General features: G+C 63.5%; 11 protein-coding genes. 4 read left to right on the top strand and 7 right to left on the bottom strand.

Features of this window, described 5'->3' with window-relative positions:
- Window positions 1-52 precede the first annotated feature (52 nt).
- The 5 genes from dbpA to ACK1U9_RS20090 form a co-directional block, all read right to left on the bottom strand.
- A complete protein-coding gene (dbpA, locus tag ACK1U9_RS20110) occupies window positions 53-1,390 on the bottom strand; it encodes an ATP-dependent RNA helicase DbpA (protein ID WP_230385130.1) in 1,338 nt (445 codons plus the stop codon).
- Window positions 1,391-1,502: 112 nt separating this feature from the next.
- On the bottom strand, window positions 1,503-2,930 hold the full coding sequence (gene mdtD, locus ACK1U9_RS20105) for a multidrug transporter subunit MdtD (RefSeq protein WP_108480775.1): 1,428 nt from the start codon (window positions 2,928-2,930) through the stop codon (window positions 1,503-1,505).
- Window positions 2,931-3,057: 127 nt separating this feature from the next.
- Window positions 3,058-4,377, bottom strand: a complete 1,320-nt coding sequence (locus ACK1U9_RS20100; RefSeq protein WP_449110138.1) for a TldD/PmbA family protein — start codon at window positions 4,375-4,377, stop codon at window positions 3,058-3,060.
- Window positions 4,377-5,819 (bottom strand): TldD/PmbA family protein, encoded by a 1,443-nt coding sequence (locus ACK1U9_RS20095; RefSeq protein ID WP_449110137.1) that lies wholly within the window; start codon window positions 5,817-5,819, stop codon window positions 4,377-4,379. The genes ACK1U9_RS20100 and ACK1U9_RS20095 overlap by 1 nt, the downstream gene beginning before the upstream one ends.
- Window positions 5,820-5,851: 32 nt before the next feature.
- Window positions 5,852-7,654, bottom strand: coding sequence for an acyl-CoA dehydrogenase (locus ACK1U9_RS20090; RefSeq protein WP_449110136.1), 1,803 nt, complete (start codon window positions 7,652-7,654; stop codon window positions 5,852-5,854).
- A 370-nt stretch (window positions 7,655-8,024) separates the two neighbouring features.
- Here ACK1U9_RS20090 and ACK1U9_RS20085 point away from each other — a divergent pair, with 370 nt between their 5' ends.
- Together ACK1U9_RS20085 and ACK1U9_RS20080 are read left to right on the top strand one after the other, a co-directional pair.
- Window positions 8,025-8,588, top strand: a complete 564-nt coding sequence (locus ACK1U9_RS20085; protein WP_108480771.1) for a hypothetical protein — start codon at window positions 8,025-8,027, stop codon at window positions 8,586-8,588.
- A gap of 105 nt (window positions 8,589-8,693) precedes the next feature.
- A complete protein-coding gene (locus tag ACK1U9_RS20080) occupies window positions 8,694-9,194 on the top strand; it encodes a hypothetical protein (protein ID WP_230386306.1) in 501 nt (166 codons plus the stop codon).
- A gap of 269 nt (window positions 9,195-9,463) precedes the next feature.
- Here the strand turns inward: ACK1U9_RS20080 and putA are convergent, their stop codons facing one another.
- Entirely contained in the window at window positions 9,464-13,417 is a 3,954-nt protein-coding gene (gene putA, locus ACK1U9_RS20075) for a trifunctional transcriptional regulator/proline dehydrogenase/L-glutamate gamma-semialdehyde dehydrogenase (RefSeq protein WP_046613384.1), read from the bottom strand.
- A 94-nt stretch (window positions 13,418-13,511) separates the two neighbouring features.
- The gene (locus tag ACK1U9_RS20070; protein WP_196174367.1) at window positions 13,512-13,700 is read right to left on the bottom strand and encodes a hypothetical protein; all 189 of its coding nucleotides are present in this window, start codon (window positions 13,698-13,700) and stop codon (window positions 13,512-13,514) included.
- A 74-nt stretch (window positions 13,701-13,774) separates the two neighbouring features.
- Here ACK1U9_RS20070 and putP point away from each other — a divergent pair, with 74 nt between their 5' ends.
- Together putP and ACK1U9_RS20060 are read left to right on the top strand one after the other, a co-directional pair.
- A complete protein-coding gene (gene putP / locus ACK1U9_RS20065; RefSeq protein ID WP_449110135.1) occupies window positions 13,775-15,253 on the top strand; it encodes a sodium/proline symporter PutP in 1,479 nt (492 codons plus the stop codon).
- Between the two features lie 185 nt (window positions 15,254-15,438).
- Window positions 15,439-16,275, top strand: coding sequence for a 23S rRNA (adenine(2030)-N(6))-methyltransferase RlmJ (locus tag ACK1U9_RS20060; RefSeq protein ID WP_085599775.1), 837 nt, complete (start codon window positions 15,439-15,441; stop codon window positions 16,273-16,275).
- Window positions 16,276-16,436 lie beyond the last annotated feature (161 nt).

The following is a 16,436-nucleotide window of genomic DNA, read 5'->3' as shown; positions in this document are numbered from 1 at the left end:
CCTGTGGGAGCTGGCTTGCCGGCGATGGGCTGCAGAGCAGCCCCAAAAATCATCAGACGATGCGGACTTTCAGGGAGCGCCCCTTGATCTTGCCGCTGTTCAAGCGCTGCATGGCCTGCTTGGCCAGCGGTCGCTCCACGGCGACGAACGCCTGGAAATCGAAGATCGCAATCTTGCCCACCTGCTTGCCGGGGATGCCTGCATCACCGGTCAGCGCCCCGAGGATGTCACCCGGGCGCAGCTTGTCCTTGCGCCCAGCGGCGATGCACAAGGTGCTCATCAGCGGCAGCAGCGGCTCGCCGCCTTTGTGCTTCAGGCTGTCCAGCTGGTCCCAGCGCAGCGGGCTCTTCTGCAGGTCTTCGATGGCCTGGGCGCGGTGGCCTTCGGCCGGTGCCACCAGGCTGACCGCGATGCCTTTTTCGCCGGCACGACCGGTGCGGCCCACACGGTGCACATGGATTTCCGCGTCCCGCGCCAGTTCGACGTTGATGACCATGTCCAGGCCATCGATGTCCAGGCCGCGTGCGGCCACGTCGGTAGCCACCAGCACCGAGGTGCTGCGGTTGGCGAACATGGTCAGCACCTGGTCGCGGTCGCGCTGCTCCAGGTCGCCATGCAGGGCCTGGGCCACGATGCCCTTGGCGGCCAGGTGGGCGACCACATCCTCGCACTGCTGCTTGGTGAAGCAGAATGCCACGCAGGACTGCGGGCGGTAGTGGCCGAGCACGCGGGTGACGGCCTCGAGGCGTTGTTGCGGGTCGATCTCGATGAAGCGCTGCTCGATCTGGTTGTCGGCGTGAAGGCTCTCGACCTTGACCTGCTGCGGGTTGCGCATGAAATCAGCGGCCAGTTGCTTGATGCCCGCCGGGTAGGTGGCCGAGAACAGCAGAGTCTGGCGGCGCGACGGGGTCTTGCCGATGATGCTGGCGATGGCATCGAAGAAGCCCATGTCGAGCATGCGGTCGGCTTCGTCCAGCACCAGGGTGTTCAGCCCGTCGAGCACCAGGGTGCCCTTGTCCAGGTGCTGCTGGATGCGCCCTGGGGTACCGACGATGATGTGCGCGCCGTGTTCCAGCGAAGCGATCTGCGGGCCCAGCGAAACGCCGCCGCACAGGGTCAGGATCTTGATGTTGTCCTCGGCGCGGGCCAGGCGGCGCAGCTCCTTGGCCACCTGGTCGGCGAGTTCGCGGGTGGGGCACAACACCAGCGCCTGGCAGCCGAAGTAGCGCGGGTTGATCGGGTTGAGCAGGCCGATGCCGAAGGCGGCGGTCTTGCCGCTGCCGGTCTTGGCCTGGGCGATCAGGTCCTGGCCCTTGAGAATGACCGGCAGGCTCTGGGCCTGGATTGGTGTCATCGAGGCATAGCCGAGGGCGTCCAGGTTGGCCAGCATGGCAGTGGACAGCGGCAAGGTGGCAAAGGCGGTGGGTTCGGTGGTCACGAGGCGGGCCTGCGGTGCGAAGCGAAAAATGCCGCACAGTCTACCAGCCTCGTGGCCATTCGCCCTACGACTCCATGTGTTGTTCCGGACGACGGGCACGTCTTCCGTCCGTCGGCGACAGCTGCAGGAAGATCGCTGCCGCCAGCATGGCCATCACGCCGATGGTGACGAATGTCAGCTGGAACGCGCCCAAGGTGGTTTCCACACCCTCGGCGCTGCCCGCCGCGGTGAAGCCGCCGAGCAAGGCACCCGCACATGCCACGCCGAGGCTCAGGGCCAACTGCGCGACCACCGACAGCAGGCTGTTGCCGCTGCTGGCACTGGCGTCGTCGAGGTCGATGAGCGTAACGGTGTTCATCGCGGTGAATTGCATGGAGTTCACTGCACCCAGAAGACCGAGTTGCACCAGCAACAGCCAATAGGGTGTCTGTTCGTCCACCAGCCCCAGGCTGGCCAGCAGCACGCCCAGCAGCAGGGTGTTGCCGGTGAGGATGATGCGGTAGCCGAAACGTTCGATCAGTGGCCGGGCAATGGATTTGGCCAGCATCGCCGCCGCCGCCAGCGGGATCATGCTCATGCCGGCCTGGGCCGGCGAGTAGCCCAGCGCCACCTGCAGCAGCAACGGCACCAGGAACGGCAGGGCGCCGCTGCCCAGACGGGCGAACAGGTTGCCGAGGATGCCGATGGCGAAGGTGCGCACCCGGAACAGGCTGGGCGAGAACAGCGGCTCCGGGTCGCGCCCGGCGCGCAGCCAGTAGGCCGCCAGGCAAGCCATGCCGGCGAACAGCAGCAACATCACCCGCAGGTGCGGCAGGTGCAGTTCGCCCAGGCCTTCCATGGCGATGGTGATCAATACCATCGCTGCGCCAAAAAGCAGGAACCCGGGGCCGTCGAACGTGGTGCGCTCGGCGCCGCGCAGGTCGGGGATGAACTTCCACACGGCGTAGCAGCCGATCAGGCCGACCGGCAGGTTGAGCAGGAAGATCCAGTGCCAGCTCAGTATTTCCACCAACCAGCCGCCAACCGTAGGGCCCAGTAGCGGCCCAAGCAGGCCGGGGATGGTGATGAAGCTCATTATGCGCACCAGTTCGGTGCGCGGGTAGGCACGCAGGACCACCAGCCGCCCGACCGGCAGCATCAGCGCACCGCCTAGCCCTTGCACGACACGGGCGAAGATCAGGAAACCGAGGCTGTTGGCGGCGGCGCACAGCAGCGAGCCGAAGCTGAACAGCAGAATGGCGCTGAAGAAGATGCGCTTGGTGCCGAAGCGGTCGGCGATCCAGCCTGAGGCGGGGATCAGCAGGGCCACGGTGAGCATGTAGGCGATGATCACGCCCTGCATGCGCAGCGGGTCTTCGGCCAGCGAGCGGGCCATGGCCGGTAGCGCGGTGTTGAGGATGGTGCCGTCCAGGGACTGCATGAAGAAGGCGATGGCCACCACCCAAGGGATCCAGCGGGCGGTGACAGGGTCCAGCGGGGTGCGTTCGGGCATGACTTCCTCGTTTGTCAGTGCCGGCCTCTTCGCGGGTGAACCCGCTCCCACAGGGATATCACCACATTCAAGGGCAGTGGAGATCCTGTGGGAGCGGCTTTAGCCGCGAAAGGGCCGGTAAGTCCAGTCACAATGTCAGGGTCAGGCCTTTGACCAGTGCCCCCGGCAAATGACTCGACCCGGTACTGCGCTGTCCATAGGTACTGGTCGACAGGATCATCTCGCGCTCGTTTGTCAGGTCTTCCAGCTGGCTGCCGAGCAAGCTGTACAGGCTGTCATCGAAGCGCATGGTGCTCACCGGGCCCTGGATCTGCCCGTTCTCCACCCAGAAGGTGGCGAAGCGGGTCAGCCCGGTCATGCGTGCCGCCGGCAAGTCGGAATAGTTCAGGTACCACAGGTTGCTGATGTACAGCCCGGTACCGAGCCGCTCCAGAATCTGCTCGCTCGGCAGGCTACCTGCTGCCAGGCTCAACGCACACGGCGACTCGTAACTATCGGCGCCATTGGCCAGCAGCTCGAACTCGGCCGCACTGCGCGCGCTGATCAGTCGTTGCACGGCCTCACCTTGCTGGATCAACGGCACATCCAGGCGCGGTGAGCCTTCATCGGAAAACGCCGGGCTCAACGAGCCGCTGACCTGCTCGGTGAAACTTACCAGCGGGCTCAGCCGCGCATCGCCGTTGTACAGGCGCTGCAGGGCGCTGTTGCCAGTGGCCAGGGCCTGTGCGGAAAAACCGCCCCAGCACAGCATGCCGGCTATTTCGTCCATGGCCGCCGGGGCCAGGTAGGCGCGGTAGCTGCCAGGTTTCAACGTGACGGCCGGGCGGCCAAGGAAACCCAGCTGCTCCCGCGCCTGGCGCAGGCGTGCGGTGAAGTCGTCAGCGTTCCAGGCCTGCCCGGCGTAGTTGGCCTTCACCGCCTCGCCGTTCTGGTGGAACAGGCTCCAGTCAAAGTTGAAGCTGTTGGCCTGATGCCAGCCGAAGGCCCCGAACGAGCTGGCGAAGCCTCGGCAGATGGGGCCGGCGGCGTAGATGCCGACAAGGTCCAGGTCGCCGGCTTCACGCTCGAGCAGGGTCAGCACGTCGCTCAGTTCGGGCAGCGCCTGCTCCTGCTGGCTGTGGCTGTTCCAGGTATTTTCGTCCAGGCGCAGATAGGGGTCGACAGCCAGCAGCGGCAAGGTCTGGCGCAGTTGCGCCAGGGCAGCGATCAGGCGCTGGCTATCCAGTTGCGTGTCACCGCTCAAGGTCACCTGTTGCTCTGCCTGTCGGCCATCGTGGATCAGCTTCAGTTGCGCGCTGGCCTGGGTCACCTCGCCGGCCTGGCGTACCTTGGCATGGTTGAAGCGCACGAATTGCGACTGTTCGGCGCTGTAGCCGAGGGTGAATTGTTCGCCCGTCTGCAGGGCTTTGCGCACATCCCCGACCAGGGTTTCGAAAGCGTGCTTCATCAGGCGTCTCCTCCGAATACGTCGATCTGGCGGAACACGCAGGCCGGCGAGGCGTGGCCGACCCGCACCACCTGGTTGGGTTCGCCCTTGCCGCAGTTGGGCGTGCCCAGCACCTGGAAGGTACTGCTGTCGCCGACCGCCGCCAGGTTGCGCCAGAACTGCGCGGAGATGCCGCGGTAGTTGGGGTTCTTGACGATGCCCTTGAGCTCGCCGTTTTCGATCAACTGCGCCCATTCACAGCCGAACTGGAACTTGTTGCGTGCATCGTCGATGGACCAGGAGCGGTTGGTACGCATCAGGATGCCGTGTTCGATGCCCTTCACCAGCTGATCCAGGCTCTGGTCGCCCGGCTCGATGTTGAGGTTGGCCATGCGGTCGATCGGCGCACGGTTCCAGCCGCAGGCGCGGCTGTTGGCCACGCCATCCAGGCCGGAGCGGAACTGCGACAGCGCGCCACCCAGCGGGCGTAGCAGCAGGCCGTTTCGGATCAGGAACTGCTTGCTGGCCGGGGTGCCGTCGTCGTCATGGCTGTAGCTGGCCAGCTCTTCGCCGATGGTCGGGTCGAAGGTCACGTTCAGCAGGCTGGAGCCGTATTGGAGGTGGCCGAAGTCGCTGGCTTTGACGAAGCTGGTGCCGGCGTAGTTGCGCTCGTCGCCGAGGATGCGGTCCATCTCCAACGGGTGGCCGATGGATTCGTGGATCTGCAGCATCATCTGGTCCGGCATCAACAGCAGGTCGCGCGGGCCGCTGGGGGTGTTCGGTGCCAGCAGCAGCTGTAGCGCTTCGTCGGCCACCCGGCGGGCCGCGCCGACCAGGCCGCAGCGCTCGATGATCTCGAAGCCGCCCTGCTGGCCGAAGTTGTCGCGGCCCAGGCTGCGGCTCTGGCTATCCTGGCCGTCGCTGGCGGTCACGCCCAGGCCTGGGAACAGGAAGCGCTGGGCGTGGCGCAACTCGGCGCCGGCCGAGTTCAGGTAGGTCTGCTCGACCAGGCTGAGGCCCAGGCTGGCCTGCCAGTCCACCAGGCGGCTGTCCTTGGGCACGCTGGCCGATTCGGCAGCGAGCAGGCCGAGGCAGTCGGCGAGGTTGGGCACGGGCTGGTCGAAGTTGGGCGAAATGTGGTCGTGGCGTGCGCTGGTCACCGGTTGCTCGCGCAGGTCCAGCAGGTTGTACCGAAGGATTTGCCGGGCCAGCGCCTCGGCCTGCTCCAGCGCACGCTGCAGGCCTGCCTGGGACAGGTCGGCGGTGGCCGCATAGGCTTCCACGCCATTCACCCGCACGGTGAGCATGGCGCCCTCGTCCTGGCTGAAGAAGGGTGTTTCCGCGACGTTGCGGCGAACCGACAGCGCCTGGTGCGACTGTTTCACATGGCGCAGGGAAAACAACTCGGCCGTACTGCGCAGCGCGGCAAAGCGCTGGCGCAGCAGGGCGCTGGCATCGAACATGTGGAAGCCTCCGTGTACACGGTGGCTCCCCCTTAGAACCACTCGTCCTGCATGGTGAGGCAAGTGTCGTCGCGCGCCTCGAGCAATGCCAGCTCATTATGGCAGCCAGGTACTTCCCAAGTCAGGAAATAACGCGCGGCCTGTAGCTTGCCGAGGTAGAAGTCACGGTCGGCGGGGTTGCCCTTGAGCAGGCCGAGTTCGGCATGAATCGCCTGTTCCAGCCAGCGCCACCCGATCACGCAGTGGCCGAAGGCCTTGAGGTACAGGGCCGAGTTGGCGAGGGCGCCGGCGACTTTGCCCTGTGCCAGGTCGCCCAGCAAGGCCAGGGTCACACTTTGCAGGCGGTTGACCAGTTGCTCCAGCGGCTGGCGCAGCGGGTCGAGGTTCGGGTGGTGGCTGGCGCGCTCGCCGGTCGCGACGATCGACCGGATCAACTGCTTGAGGCCGGCGCCATTGTTCTGCGCCAGCTTGCGGCCCAGCAGGTCGAGCGACTGGATGCCCTCGGTGCCTTCATGGATAGGGTTCAGGCGGTTGTCGCGGTAATACTGTTCGACCGGGTATTCGCGGGTGTAGCCGTGGCCGCCGAGGATCTGGATCGCCAGTTCATTGGCCTTGAGGCAGAACGTCGAGGGCCAGGATTTGACGATCGGGGTCAGCAGGTCGAGCAGCTCCTGCGCCTGCTTACGGGCGCTGTCGTCGCTGGCAGTCTGGGTGTCGTCGAACAGGCGTGCGGCATACAGGCCCAGGTCGAAAGCGCCCTCCACGTAGGCCTTCTGTGCCAGCAGCATGCGTTTCACATCGCTGTGCTCGATGATCGGCACCGCCGGGCTGTGCGGGTCTTTGTTGTCCGGCAACCGACCCTGCGGGCGTTGGCGGGCGTACTCCAGCGAATACAGGTAGCCGGCGTAACCGAGCATCACTGCGCCCATGCCGACACCGATGCGTGCCTCGTTCATCATCTGGAACATGCAGGCCAGGCCCTGGTGCGGCTGGCCGACCAGGTAGCCGACGCACCGGCCGTTGTCGCCGAAGTTCAGCGCGGTGGAGGTGGTACCGCGCCAGCCCATCTTGTGAAAGAGCCCGGCCAGCAGCACATCGTTGCGCGGGCCACGGCTGCCATTTTCGCTGACCAGGTACTTGGGCACGATGAACAGCGAGATGCCCTTCACGCCGGGCGGCGCATCCGGCAGCTTGGCCAGCACCATGTGCACGATGTTTTCCGACAACTCGTGATCGCCGCCGGAAATGAAAATCTTGTTGCCCTTGAGCCGGTAGCTGCCGTCACCGGCAGGTTCGGCGCGGGTGCGGATATCGGCCAGTGACGAGCCAGCGTGGGGTTCGGTCAGGGCCATGGTGCCGAAGTAGCGGCCTTCGATCATCGGCTGCAGATACAGGCGTTTCTGTTCATCGCTGCCGAAGCTCTCGATCAGGTTGGCCGCGCCCATGGTCAGGAACGGGTAGGCCGTGGTGCCGGCGTTGGCCGCCTGAAAATGGGCGAAGCAGGCCTGCGAAACCAGGCTTGGCAGCTGCATGCCGCCGACTTCGAAGTCGCGGTTGGCGTTGAGGAAGCCGGCTTCGAGAAAAGCGTCGACGGCGGGTTTCACTTCGGGGATCAGTTCGGCGCGGCCGTCCACGTAGCGCGGCTCGTTTTCGTCGGCCTTGCGGTTGTGCGGGGCGAAGAACTTCTCGGCAATGGTACGGGCAGTTGATAGCGCCGCATCGAAGGTTTCGCGGCTGTGGTCGGCGAAGCGTGGGCGTTGGGCGAGGGCCTCGGCGTCGAGGACTTCGTAGAGCTCGAAGGCGAGGTTGCGGGGGCTGAGCAGGGTCTCGGGCATGGTCGCGGTCCTGAGGCGGGATGCTGCGAGTCTAGGCGGATAGAGTTAGGTGGGGGAGGTTAATAGGTTTGGGTGATATGGGTTGAGAACGCCGGGATGCTGGTGGTTGGTCGCACAGCTCACGCGTAGGGGCAGTTGTTGTTTTGCCTGTTCGGGCCCTTTCGCGGGTAAACCCGCTCCCACAAGTACTGCGCAGCTCCAGCCATCAACGCTGCACCTGTAGGGGCGGTTTTACCCGTGAAAAAGGCCGGAACAGGCGCAGGAAAATGTAGAGACGTTTCCCACAAGTCAGAGCGGAACTGGACTACTGCGGATCGAATGCCATTTGGCCTTGAATGTGCGCTTTGGTATTCGTAATGAGGCTTTTCTGATGAGTGATGTCCACAAAAACGACTTGACTGGTTCCGAAGACAAGCAACTTCCCTTCTTCGTAGTTTCGCCCGTGAAGTTTGGCGTAATGACCTTCTTCACCCTGGGTTTTTACTGGCTGTATTGCTTTTATCAGAGCTGGAAGCTGCATGGAGCGAGAACAGGAGAAAAGGTCAGTCCATTCTGGCGAAGCGCTTTTGCAGTGTTCTTCATCTACCCATTATTGAGAAGGGTGAATGATCATATTCGCGAGTCAGGCAGAACCTACCCTTGGTCCATTATGGGGCTCACGCTGGGCTATTACGGTATGTGTGCTGCCTCGGTGGCTGCCAGTGTGATTCTGGATGATCAGTCGTGGGCGGCTTATTTTGCGGGCGTAGTCATTCAAGCAGCTTGGTTGTTCATCCTGATGCCCATGCAGAAAGGCGTCAATTTCAGCTCGTGGGATGAGGCGGGGGTGGCCAACAGCCGGTTCACGCTGTCCAATTGGTTGTGGATGCTGCTGGTTGCCGCAATTACAGCAGCGCAGCTGTTTGCTTTGATCATACTATCTCCCATGGTTTGAGCAGCGTCGCCGCAGAATTTACCGTGGCCGCTTTGCGGCCCTTTCGCGGCGCAAGGCCGCTTCTAAAAAGCGCGGTATACCGGCGCGGTTCGGAGAGGGAGCATATTGAAGAACTCGAATTTGAGCTGGCATGCGATCGCTTTTCTGTTTTGGGGAGGCATGGACGCGTTCTATATCTGCTTTCATGTCTTGCGCAGTATGGAGCGAGGTGCCATACCTTTCTGGACGGATTTCGAGGACGCATTGAGCAACATGCAGATCTGGGGAGGAGGGCTGGAGCTAGTCGTCTGGCTAGGCCTGGTTCTGCAGCTTTCGTTGATAGCGACCTGCGCGTTGTTTTTTATGCGTTGCCGGTTGGCTGTCTACTTGGCGATGGTGCAGATCCCCTTTCGAATCTTTTTTATCGTTCCTTCGATATCCACAATCCTGTTGTTGCCGATGCTGGCTTCCAGTATCAGTAACTGGGTGTGGACTGGGCTGATGCTGACTTCGGAGGCTGCGAAAGGCTGGTGCCTATTGTGGCTCTGGCGAAAGCGCGGGCATCGGTGCAGGGCCTTGGCTCTCTTTCCTGATTTCGAACGATTGCCGCAACACCGCAAAAAATGAACCCTGCCTGCAGACAACCCAATGCTGGGGCAGATGCCCTATACAAGGCTTCATTGATATATCGCCTGAACGGGCCCTTTCGCGGGTGAACCCGCTCCCACAGGACCGTTACATTCTTCAAGATTTGCACAGTAAATGAGGGCGCGGGCTTGCCCCGCGAAGCGCCGCGCGGGCGGCGCTCGATCGCACAGGCGCAGATTATTTTGTGGCGAACACGCCCATAAAAAAGGAGAGCCGAAGCTCTCCCTTTTCTTCAACAACCCTCAGCCTCAGCCAATGGTCATCAAGCTGGCATTACCACCGGCAGCAGCAGTGTTCACACTTACCGCCCGCTCGATCACCAGGCGCTCCAGCGCAATCTGGTGGTCGCCGCTGGACAGCCCGTGCACGCCCACGATCGCCCCGGCACGCTTGGCCACCTGCTGGCACACGCCGCGCAGCTGATCCGAGTCGCCATGGTGGATCACGGCGTCGAATGCCACTTCATCCTTGTTCCAGTCCGCCACCAGCTTGACCTTGGCCTGCAGCTCTCGCGGCAGGCGGGCGCGCAGTGCCTTGCCCGGCTCGCTGTCGGCCCATAGCGCCGAGCTGCCAACGGCCAGCACTGCGGCAAATTGCGCCAACAGGTCGGCTTCGTTGTCGGCCAGGCACAGCACGTGCTCGCGTGGCAGGATGGTGTAGCTGTTACGCTCGCCGGTCGGGCCTGGCAGCAAGCGGGCTATGCCGCTCTGCGACTGGCTTGCGAACTGGCTGCAAAGCGCGGCCAGGTCGGCCAGTTGATTGCTCTCGGCCCAGGCCTTCAGCCCGTGCAGCGGCTTGATCAGCTGTTCGTGCAGGGCGCGGTCAGGCTTGCCTTCGCCGTCCTGCTGCTGGAAGTGGCGACCAATCGCGTCAGCCGGGCGGGTCGACAGCAGGCGGTACAGGTACAGCGGGCCGCCGGCTTTCGGGCCGGTGCCGGACAGGCCTTCACCACCGAACGGCTGCACGCCCACCACTGCACCGACGATGTTGCGGTTGACGTACATGTTGCCGGCGTTGGCGGTTTCCACCACCTTGGCGATGGTCTCGTCGATGCGGGTGTGCACGCCGAGGGTCAGGCCGTAGCCGGAGTTGTTGATCTGCTCGATCAGCTGATCCAGGTTGCGACGGTTGTAGCGCACCACGTGCAGCACCGGGCCGAAGATTTCACGCTTGAGCTCGTCGAAGCTTTCCAGTTCGATCAAGGTCGGCATGACGAAGGTGCCGCGCTTGAGCTCGGCAGCATCGGCAATGGCCACCTGGTAGACCGAGCGACCTTTCTCGCGCATGCCCTGGATGTGCTTCTCGATGCCGGCCTTGGCTTCGGCGTCGATCACAGGGCCAATGTCCACGGCGAGGCGGTCCGGGCAGCCCAGGCGGCTTTCGGCCATGGCGCCCTTGAGCATTTCGATCACGCGGTCGGCGGAGTCTTCCTGCAGGCACAGCACGCGCAATGCCGAGCAACGCTGGCCGGCGCTGTCGAAGGCCGAGGACACCACATCGATCACCACCTGCTCGGTCAGTGCCGAGGAGTCGACGATCATCGCGTTCTGGCCACCGGTTTCGGCGATCAGCGGGATCGGGCGACCCTGGTTGTCCAGGCGGCCGGCTACGTTGCGCTGCAGCAGGCGGGCCACTTCGGTGGAGCCGGTGAACATCACGCCCTTGACGCGCTCGTCACCTACCAGGCCGGCACCGACGGTTTCACCGCGGCCTGGCAGCAGTTGCAGCACGCCTTCAGGGATGCCGGCTTCCAGCAGCAGGCGCACGGCCTGGGCGGCGATCAGCGGGGTTTGCTCGGCCGGCTTGGCCAGTACCGGGTTGCCGGCGGCGAGCGCTGCGGCTACCTGGCCGGTGAAGATCGCCAGCGGGAAGTTCCACGGGCTGATGCACACCACAGGGCCCAGCGGGCGGTGGGCGTCGTTGCTGAAGTCATTGCGTGCCTGCACCGCGTAGTAGCGCAGGAAATCCACGGCTTCACGCACTTCGGCGATGGCGTTGGCGAAGGTCTTGCCGGCTTCGCGGATGAGCAGGCCCATCAGCGGCTGGATTTCGGCCTCCATCAGGTCAGCAGTGCGCTCCAGAATGGCAGCACGCTCGGCTGGCGGGGTGGCCTGCCAAATCGGTGCGGCATTCAGTGCGCACTGGATGGCGTTGTCGACGTCGGCGACAGTGGCTTCCTGAACATGGCCGACCACGTCGCGGTGGTCCGCCGGGTTCAGCACCGGTGCGGCTGTGCCTTCGCTGGCAGCGCAAGCCAGCAGCGGTGTGGCTTTCCAGTCGTTGTGGGCGGTCGCCAGCATGGCGCAGGACAGCGACGCCAGGCGGTGTTCGTTGGCCATGTCGATGCCGGCCGAGTTGGCCCGCTCGCTGCCATACAGTTCACGAGGCAGCGGGATGCGCGGGTGCGGCAGGCCGATGCTGCCTTCCTGGGTGCCCATGCGCTCGATACTGGCGACCGGGTCGGCGACCAGTTCCTGGATGGAGATCGAGTGGTCGGCGATGCGGTTGACGAAGGAGGTGTTGGCGCCGTTTTCCAGCAGGCGACGCACCAGATAGGCCAGCAGCGTTTCGTGGGTACCGACCGGTGCGTAGACGCGGCACGGACGGTTCAGCTTGCCTTCGGAAATCTTGCCGACCACCTGCTCGTACAGCGGCTCGCCCATGCCGTGCAAGCACTGGAACTCGTACTGGCCCGGGTAATAGTTCTGGCCGGCAATGTGGTAGATGGCCGACAGGGTGTGGGCGTTGTGAGTGGCAAACTGCGGATAGATGGCCTCTGGCACGGCCAGCAGCTTGCGGGCGCAGGCGACATAGGACACGTCGGTGTAAACCTTGCGGGTGTAGACCGGGTAACCTTCCAGGCCTTCAACCTGGGCGCGCTTGATTTCGCTGTCCCAGTAGGCGCCTTTCACCAGGCGGATCATCAGACGGTGGCGGCTGCGCTTGGCCAGGTCGATGACATAGTCGATCACATACGGGCAGCGCTTCTGGTAGGCCTGGATAACGAAGCCGATGCCATTCCAGCCGGCCAGCGAAGGCTCGAAGCACAGGCGCTCGAGCAGGTCGAGCGACAGCTCCAGGCGGTCGGCTTCTTCGGCGTCGATGTTCAGGCCGATGTCGTACTGCTTGGCCAGCAGGGTCAGCGACAGCAGGCGCGGGTACAGCTCTTCCATCACGCGCTCGTACTGGGCGCGGCTGTAGCGCGGGTGCAACGCCGACAGCTTGATCGAGATGCCCGGGCCTTCATAGATGCCGCGGCCATGGGAGGCCTTGCCGATCGAGTGGATGGCCTGCTCGTAGGACGCCAGGTACTTCTGTGCGTCGTGCTCGGTCAGTGCGGCTTCGCCGAGCATGTCGTAGGAATAGCGGAAGCCCTTGGACTCGAAGCGGCTGGCGTTGGCCAAGGCTTCAGCGATGGTTTCGCCGGTGACGAACTGCTCGCCCATCAGGCGCATGGCCATGTCGACGCCTTTGCGGATCATCGGCTCGCCGCTCTTGCCGATGATGCGGGTGAGGGAGGAGGTGAGGCCGGATTCGTTGTGGGTGGACACCAGCTTGCCGGTCAGCAGCAGGCCCCAGGTGGCGGCGTTGACGAACAGCGACGGGCTGTTGCCCAGGTGTGGTTGCCAGTTGCCGGTGCTGATCTTGTCGCGGATCAGTGCGTCACGGGTGCCCTTGTCGGGAATGCGCAGCAAGGCTTCGGCCAGGCACATCAACGCCACGCCTTCCTGGGACGACAGCGAAAATTCCTGCAGCAGGCCCTGGACGATGCCGGCACGACCGCCAGCGCTCTTCTGGTTACGCAGTTTCTCGGCGATGCCGGCGGCCATCTTGTTGGTCGCTTCGGCCAGCGGGGCGCTCAGGCGCGCCTGCTCCAGCAGCATCGGTACCACTTCCTGTTCGGGGCGGCGGTAGGCGGCGGTGATCGCCGAGCGCAGTACCGACTGCGGCAGGATGCTCTCGGCGAACTCGAGGAAGCACTGGTGGCCGTGGTCGGGTTGGATCTCGCCGGCGTCGTCGGCCACGTTGCTGGCATGGCCGTTGAGTTCGGTAAGGGTGGCACCACCCTCGAGCTTCTCCAGGTAGTTGAAGATCGCTTGTTTGATCAACCAGTGCGGGGTGCGGTCAATCGACTGCGCAGCTGCCTTGAGTCGCTCACGGGTCGGGTCATCGAGTTTGACCCCAAGGGTGGTCGTCGCCATTTCTTATCCTCGTTATTGCCACGGTTGTGGCCTAAGCTGACGCCAAGAGTAGCTGTAGGACAATTCGGGTGCAACCAGGTGCAACCCGAATTTTTCACGGAAAAGGTGCAACTCGTCCGGCAACCATTTCCACAGCCTTGAAAGGGTCCTCTTCGGTGCGTTTTATTCTTGAAAGTGGGCTTTTTGCTCCAAAAAGGAGCAAAAAATCAGATTTGTCGGAATTTGCACGAAGAGGTGCAACTTGCAAATGAAAAATGGTTGCACCCACTTTGCGTTGTTGCATACGATTCGCGGCCTGGGTGCAACCGCCATGGCTGCGGTTGTGCATGACATAAAAACAAACGCCAGGGCACACGCATGGGCAATCCTCTAACGATCACTTTCGTGGTCTATATCGCCGCAATGGTGCTGATCGGCTTCGCCGCCTATCGCTCCACCAATAACCTTTCCGACTACATCCTCGGCGGCCGCAGCCTGGGTAGCGTGGTCACCGCGCTTTCCGCTGGTGCTTCCGACATGAGTGGCTGGCTGCTGATGGGCCTGCCAGGCGCCATCTACTTCTCCGGCTTGTCCGAAGCCTGGATTGCCATCGGCCTGACTGTCGGCGCCTACCTGAACTGGTTGTTCGTTGCTGGTCGTCTGCGCGTGCAGACCGAGCACAACGGCGATGCGCTGACCCTGCCGGACTACTTCTCCAGCCGCTTCGAAGACAACAGCGGCCTGCTGCGGATCATCTCGGCCATCGTGATCCTGGTGTTCTTCACCATCTACTGCGCCTCCGGCATCGTTGCCGGTGCTCGTCTGTTCGAGAGCACCTTCGGCATGTCGTACGAAACGGCCCTGTGGGCCGGTGCTGCTGCGACCATCGCCTACACCTTCATCGGTGGTTTCCTGGCGGTGAGCTGGACCGATACCGTGCAGGCTTCGCTGATGATCTTTGCGCTGATCCTCACTCCGGTGATCGTGCTGATCTCCACTGGCGGCTTCGATACCACCTTCGCTGCCATCGATGCGGTCAACCAGGCCCACTTCGACATGTTCAAGGGCGCCACCTTCATCGGCATCATCTCGCTGATGGGCTGGGGGCTGGGCTACTTCGGTCAGCCGCACATCCTGGCGCGTTTCATGGCTGCCGACTCGGTGAAGTCGATCGCCAACGCTCGTCGTATCTCCATGACCTGGATGATCCTTTGCCTGGTCGGTACCTGCGCCGTGGGCTTCTTCGGTATCGCCTACTTCTCGGCGCATCCTGACCTGGCAGGCCCGGTCAGCGAGAACCACGAGCGGGTGTTCATCGAGCTGGCCAAGATCCTGTTCAACCCATGGGTTGCCGGTGTGCTGCTGTCGGCCATCCTGGCGGCGGTAATGAGTACCCTGAGCTGCCAGCTGCTGGTGTGCTCCAGCGCCCTGACCGAAGACTTCTACAAGGCGTTCCTGCGCAAGAGCGCTTCGCAGGTCGAGCTGGTGTGGGTCGGCCGCCTGATGGTGCTGGCCGTCGCCCTGATCGCCATCGCCATGGCCTCCAACCCGGAAAACCGCGTGCTGGGCCTGGTAGCTTACGCCTGGGCCGGCTTCGGTGCTGCTTTCGGTCCGGTGGTGCTGATTTCGGTACTGTGGAAAGGCATGACCCGTAACGGCGCACTGGCCGGTATCGTGGTTGGCGCACTGACCGTGATCCTGTGGAAGAACTTCGACACCCTTGGGTTGTACGAAATCATCCCGGGCTTCCTGTTCGCCAGCATCGCCATCATCGTGGTGAGCAAGCTGGGCAGCCCGTCGCAGGCAATGGTCAAGCGCTTCGAGACTGCTGATGCGGCGTATCACGCTGACAAGTAATACCCGTTGAGTCGGCGGCGCCTGCTTCGCGGGTGAACCCGCTCCCACAGGGATTGCACAGAACTCAAATTCTGTGAGGTACCTGTGGGAGCGGGTTTACCCGCGAAGAGGTCACCGCCGATCAGCAGCCAGGCCTGACTCCGCCTGCAAGGCAAGGTAAACTTGCCACCCCCGCAGGAGTTGCCATGAACTATCGTCACGCCTTCCACGCCGGCAACCACGCCGACGTCCTCAAACATATCGTGCTGACCCGCCTCATCGCCCTGATGTCGCGCAAGGAGCAGCCGTTCGCCTACATCGATACCCATGCAGGGCTCGGCCTTTACGACCTGCAGGGCGACCAGGCAACCCGCACCGGCGAGTACCTGGAAGGTGTCGCCCGCCTGTGGAATCGCGATGACCTGCCGGCCATGGCTGGCGACTATCTGCGCATCATCAAGCGCCTGAATGCCGATGGCGAGCTGCGCTACTACCCCGGTTCGCCCGAGCTGGCCCGCCGTCTGATGCGCCAGCAGGACCGTGCCCTGCTCAACGAGAAGCATCCCGAAGACGGGCCGCTGCTCAAGGAAAACATGAAGAAAGACCCGCGCGTGGTCGTGCACCTGGGCGAAGGCTGGCACGTGCCGCGGGCCTTGCTGCCGGTGCAGGAGAAGCGCGCGATCATGCTGATCGACCCACCGTTCGAACAGGCTGACGAACTCAAGCGCTGCACTACCGCCATGAAAGAGGCGATCGGCCGCATGCGCCAGACCGTCGCGGCCATCTGGTACCCGATCAAGGACCAGCGCTCGCTGGCCCGCTTCTACCAGGACCTGACCAGCACCGGCGCACCGAAACTGCTGCGGGTCGAGTTGTATGTGCACCACCAGGACAGCCCGCAGGGGCTCAACGGCTCAGGTCTGGCCATCGCCAATCCGCCCTGGGGGCTGGAAGAAGAGCTCAATGAGCTGCTGCCATGGCTGGCCAAGGAGCTGGCGCAAACCGCCGGCAGCTTCCGCATGGACTGGCTGATCGCTGAATAATATTGCTTGCCTGTACCGGCCCCATCGCCGGCAAGCCAGCTCCCACAGGTACAGCGCGGGCCTCAAGGTCGGCGGTGTACCTGTGGGAGCAACTGTCTTGCTCAATTTCTAAAAGCTGGCGTGATCCCTGTGGGAGCGGGCTTGCCCGCGAACACGGGCGA

The sequence above is a fragment of the Pseudomonas sp. XP1 genome, from assembly GCF_053557675.1.
The sequence above is the reverse complement of the archived record's forward strand: the minus strand, read 5'-3'. Positions and strand labels throughout refer to the sequence as shown.

Coding starts and splice junctions, on each gene's coding strand:
- dbpA (WP_230385130.1), bottom strand. CDS start 1,390: ATGCTGGCCAACCTGGACGCCCTCGGCTATGCCTCGATGACACCAATC.
- mdtD (WP_108480775.1), bottom strand. CDS start 2,930: ATGCCCGAACGCACCCCGCTGGACCCTGTCACCGCCCGCTGGATCCCT.
- ACK1U9_RS20100 (WP_449110138.1), bottom strand. CDS start 4,377: ATGAAGCACGCTTTCGAAACCCTGGTCGGGGATGTGCGCAAAGCCCTG.
- ACK1U9_RS20095 (WP_449110137.1), bottom strand. CDS start 5,819: ATGTTCGATGCCAGCGCCCTGCTGCGCCAGCGCTTTGCCGCGCTGCGC.
- ACK1U9_RS20090 (WP_449110136.1), bottom strand. CDS start 7,654: ATGCCCGAGACCCTGCTCAGCCCCCGCAACCTCGCCTTCGAGCTCTAC.
- ACK1U9_RS20085 (WP_108480771.1), top strand. CDS start 8,025: ATGAGTGATGTCCACAAAAACGACTTGACTGGTTCCGAAGACAAGCAA.
- putA (WP_046613384.1), bottom strand. CDS start 13,417: ATGGCGACGACCACCCTTGGGGTCAAACTCGATGACCCGACCCGTGAG.
- ACK1U9_RS20070 (WP_196174367.1), bottom strand. CDS start 13,700: ATGCAACAACGCAAAGTGGGTGCAACCATTTTTCATTTGCAAGTTGCA.
- putP (WP_449110135.1), top strand. CDS start 13,775: ATGGGCAATCCTCTAACGATCACTTTCGTGGTCTATATCGCCGCAATG.
- ACK1U9_RS20060 (WP_085599775.1), top strand. CDS start 15,439: ATGAACTATCGTCACGCCTTCCACGCCGGCAACCACGCCGACGTCCTC.